Genomic DNA, 1,226 nt, shown 5'->3' with positions numbered 1-1,226 from the left:
GGCGGTTTCAACTGGTCAATGCAACACCACATGGTGATGACGACCGGGAGAGACGATGAGCAAAGCAGGGTCGACCGCAAGAGGCCTGAACGCGGAACAGAAGAGGCGGTTATGGAGTCAGTGGCGACAAGGAGACTCCATTGCCGAGATCGCACGCAGCCTGGGCCAGTACTCAGCRTCCATCCGCTGGATATTGAAGACTAACGGAGGCATATCCCCCCGGGAGCGACAGCGGTCTGAGCGGACATTGAGCCTGGCTGAGCGTGAAAGTATTTCGCGCGGATTGGCCCAGGGCCAATCGTTGCGCCAGCTCTCCCGAGAGTTAGGGCGGTCTGCGTCGACGATCAGCCGAGAGGTCAAACGCCATGGCGGGCGGGAGCACTACCGTGCTGAATCGGCGGACAAGCGAGCCTGGCACCATGCGCAGCGYCCCAAACGCTGCGTGCTGGCTAGCCGGCCAAGGCTGCAGCGGGTGGTRGCCGCAAGGCTCAAACGCAACTGGTCACCCGAACAGATCGCGCGATGGCTCAAACTGGCGTATCCCCACGACGAGGCGATGCGTGTGTCGCACGAAACGATCTATCGCAGTTTGTACATTCAGTCGCGCGGAGCCCTGAAAAAGGAGCTGATGTCGCATCTGCGCTTCGAGCGGTTGATGCGGCAATCCAAGCAGGTAAGAAGTGAAGATGGCCGCGGAAAGATCCAGGATGCGGTATCGATCAGCGAACGGCCGGCGGAAGCGCAAAGCCGCGCGGTGCCAGGTCACTGGGAGGGCGATCTGCTGTCAGGCAGCCATAACAGCCATATCGCCACGCTGGTGGAACGCCAGACGCGTTACGTGATGCTGGCGAAGGTTTCCAGCAAGCAAACGCAGGAAGTGGTGGGCGCGCTCAAGCGCGTGATAGGCMAACTGCCCGCCGAACTACGGCGATCGCTGACMTGGGACCGGGGCAAGGAACTGTCGCGGCATAAGGACTTCAGCCTGGCCACCGACATGCAGGTCTACTTTTGTGACCCCTACAGTCCTTGGCAGCGCGGAAGCRACGAGAACACCAATGGATTGCTGCGGCAATACTTTCCCAAGGGCATGGATCTGGCGTCGCTGACCCAGGCGCAGTTGAACAAAGTGGCGCGTGAACTCAACGAACGGCCACGTAAGACGTTGGGCTTCTTGACACCTGCCCAGAAGCTGCAGGAAGTTGTTGCGTCGACCGATTGAAACCGCC

At 60.4% G+C, this 1,226-nt stretch carries 1 protein-coding gene; it reads left to right on the top strand.

What is annotated here, in order from left to right; genetic code table 11:
* The first annotated feature begins 55 nt into the window (after positions 1-55).
* Complete coding sequence (locus AB4083_RS22865; RefSeq protein WP_441610797.1) at positions 56-1,219, top strand: IS30 family transposase; 1,164 nt, start codon at positions 56-58, stop codon at positions 1,217-1,219.
* The last annotated feature ends 7 nt before the right edge of the window (positions 1,220-1,226 follow it).

Origin of the sequence: Dyella sp. 2RAB6 (assembly GCF_052115385.1) — a bacterium.
GTDB lineage: Bacteria > Pseudomonadota > Gammaproteobacteria > Xanthomonadales > Rhodanobacteraceae > Dyella_D.
This window is presented reverse-complemented; position numbering and strand designations above follow the sequence as displayed.